Here is a 3,100-nt window from a genome sequence, read left to right as displayed (position 1 = left end):
TTATCCCAAAAAGAAAGATGAGGTGCTGATTATGAATAAAAAAGATTTAGCTGACTTAAGAAAAGAATTTAAATTAAACAGCTATATAATGTCTATAAAAGAAGTATATAGTGTATATTTAAAAAAAGACAATAATGAAATTATAAAAAAAGAACTTAACTATTTTGATATGTTAGAAATTGAGAAAAAGGAACTTTATTTGAATAATTTTAAAAAGGTTCTTACTGGAACCATAGATACAAAAATATTTGAATTAGATTTTAACAGTGAAAACTTAGAAGAGAGTACACAAAATGTATTATATAAGGCATTGAGTTCAGGAGAAAGGTTAGTGGAATATGCTGATAAAATAGTAGAAAAAATATCTGAAAATTATACATATGATACAGATATAGTAATAAATTTTGTAAAAGCTGAGTACTACAAGGGAAACAACAAAAGAAGAGAAGAAGCAGATGAATCATTAGAAGATTCTATACAAGCTATCCAGTTTATTTTATGTAGTATAAACAAAGTAGAGATTCCTAAAAGAGTTTTAAAATTTGACTATGCAGAGATGACCTTTAAACCTAATTCTGCCTTAGATACTACAATAAATTTAAACTCACCTTTAGATGGATTTATGTTTCCTAGCTTTAGTGATGGAAATATGGATGTAAATAAAGTTGTATACTATTCTTCAAAATCAAGACAATTGAATTTAAAATTTATTGAAGAGGTTTTAAATTGTAGTATAAAACAGACTGCTATAGAAGAAAAAGACAGATTTAATGCTATATTGAATGATGTAATTGGTGATAAAATAAAAGCTGATGCTATGCAGGAAATTTATGAAAAAATAAATGAAAAATTAGAAGATAACGTAGATGAAGAGGAACCCACTATGAATATGAAAGAAATTAAGAAAGTTTTAGAAGATAGTGGAATAGAGAATACGGAAGTTTTAGAAAGTTCTTTTGAAGAAATTTGTGGAGGAGATTACGAGTTTAAGGTAAAAAATATAATTCCCGATTTTGGAAGTAAATCTATAAAAATTGAAAATGAAGATACGAGTATAATTATTAATCCAAGAGATTTAAGTTCAGTTAAACAAGTTGTTGATAAAAATGGTACTAGATGTCTTGTAATTGAATTAAGTGAAGATGTAGAGATAAATGGATTTAAGTTAGAAATCGAAGGTGAGGAGAGTGGCAAGCTAACTTCGCCTGCACAGTCTGTTGGATAGTGCTTATTTTTGTTCTGTTATATATTAGATTGTATGATATTGAAAAAAATAAGTGCTATTTTTAATCCGTAATACATTAAAATGTATTAAAATGCACAAAAATATTATTGACAATATAATAAGAGTTATGTATTATAGAAATATAAGAACACAACTCCTTTTGTTTAATTTTGAGTTGAAAAAGCACTGGTAGAAATACTGGTGCTTTTTCTAATTGTAAAATAATTTTTTCTAAAATAGATAAAAAGGTTTCAATAACAGCGTATAAACTGTAATGCATTTGTAATTTTATTATTCATGTTGTCTAGCATTACCATTTATATTATTTATTTTTCCAATCATCATCATTATTGTTGCACTAACAATTGATATTACAGCAGTATTTAAAAAATTATTTGGAATGAAGTAACATGCTATAATTAAAATTAAAATAATTAATATAGAATAATATTTAAGTTTCATTTTTCGCTCTTTACTTTTTATCCTTTTATTAATGTTATCCACAGGAGAAAAAATGCAAATAGCTATAAAGGAAATAATTAATAATGATAGTATAATGGTACTGTTAATTACTAGATATTTACCAGAAATAATTATTATAAAAAATACAATAAAACTAATAAAAAAACAACCCCAGTAAGTTTTTGCATGATATCCGCCTGAAAATAATCTTATAGGACAAAAAAATATGAGAGTGACTATATAATATTTTTGGAGAGAAAATATCCAGAATATAATAAAATATGGAATAAACTTTGTAATCTCATCAAAAGCACAAATTAATCCATATTCCATCTTTTTTAAATCTAAATCTGAAAATTCAGGATTTGATTCAGAAATTTTTTTTACGAAACAAGTTATAACTTTACTCATTTATTTAACTCCTTTATTTGAAATTCAATCAAAAATTTAGTCCTTTCAGGAGTACTTTCTAAAGATATATTTCCATTATTTTGTTTGATCAATTGTTTAATAATATACAGTCCAAATCCGTGATCATATGACTTTTTAGTTTTTGTAGAAAATCCTCTATTAAAAATTTTATCCTGAATATCTTCCGAAATCATATCTCCATTATTAGATATTTCAATATAAAATTTTTTGTCTTCAATAAAAGTATCAATTGATATTTCTTTATTTTCAATATTGGATTTAAGTTGAAATGCTTCAAATGCATTATCTACAAGATTACTAATAATACTTATTAATTCATTTTCTTTAACTTTTATGGAACTAAATGGTTCATCAATCATTATATCAAAATTTATGTTGTTTTTCATTGCATAATTATTTTTTATGGACAACAATCCATTTAAATAGTCATTACCAGTATCTATGTACTTGAAGGATGAATGAAGTGCATCTGAAATTCCCACTACATAATTTTTTATTTGCTCAACAGCATTTGGTTTATTTAATGAGCACAACCCCCATATAACATTGATGTGATTTGCAAAATCATGTTTTTCTTGTCTAATTATACTAATTATTTCTTCCATATCTTTAATCTGATGTTCTTGGATTTTATACCTAGATTCTATATTTACAATTCGTTTATATTCTTTTAATCCCTTTAATTGTACTGTTAAAAACATAAAATACATAATAAATATAGCACAGTTGTATATCTTAGGATTTTTTATATTAAAAACACCAAAATTGATACTAAATATAAAAAGACTGAAAATTCCTACTTGAATTATTAAATTAGAAAAAAGCGTACCTTCTTGTTGGAATAATTTAAATCTATTAAAATAAGTACTAAATTTAAAAAGCATTAACACAATAATTATTTGTAATGTTTTAACAATTATTAAAAAAAGCCATAAATATCTGGAATTTAAATTAATTTTATTTAGATCTATAGTGAATATA

3 protein-coding genes are annotated in these 3,100 nt (G+C 24.1%); 1 reads left to right on the top strand and 2 read right to left on the bottom strand.

Features of this window, described 5'->3' with window-relative positions:
- The first annotated feature begins 31 nt into the window (after positions 1-31).
- Entirely contained in the window at positions 32-1,225 is a 1,194-nt protein-coding gene (locus tag RH99_RS17800) for a DUF4317 domain-containing protein (RefSeq protein WP_010241561.1), read from the top strand.
- Between the two features lie 291 nt (positions 1,226-1,516).
- On the opposite strand, the gene RH99_RS17795 is transcribed toward RH99_RS17800, so the two are convergent.
- Together RH99_RS17795 and RH99_RS17790 are read right to left on the bottom strand one after the other, a co-directional pair.
- A complete protein-coding gene (locus RH99_RS17795) occupies positions 1,517-2,098 on the bottom strand; it encodes an accessory gene regulator B family protein (RefSeq protein WP_010241559.1) in 582 nt (193 codons plus the stop codon).
- Positions 2,095-3,100 (bottom strand): sensor histidine kinase (locus tag RH99_RS17790; protein WP_010241557.1); only part of this gene is annotated, 1,006 nt, incomplete at its 5' end. The genes RH99_RS17790 and RH99_RS17795, both read right to left, overlap by 4 nt.

This window comes from Clostridium arbusti SL206, assembly GCF_000246895.1.
Lineage (GTDB): Bacteria > Bacillota > Clostridia > Clostridiales > Clostridiaceae > Clostridium_I > Clostridium_I arbusti.
The sequence above is the reverse complement of the archived record's forward strand: the minus strand, read 5'-3'. Positions and strand labels throughout refer to the sequence as shown.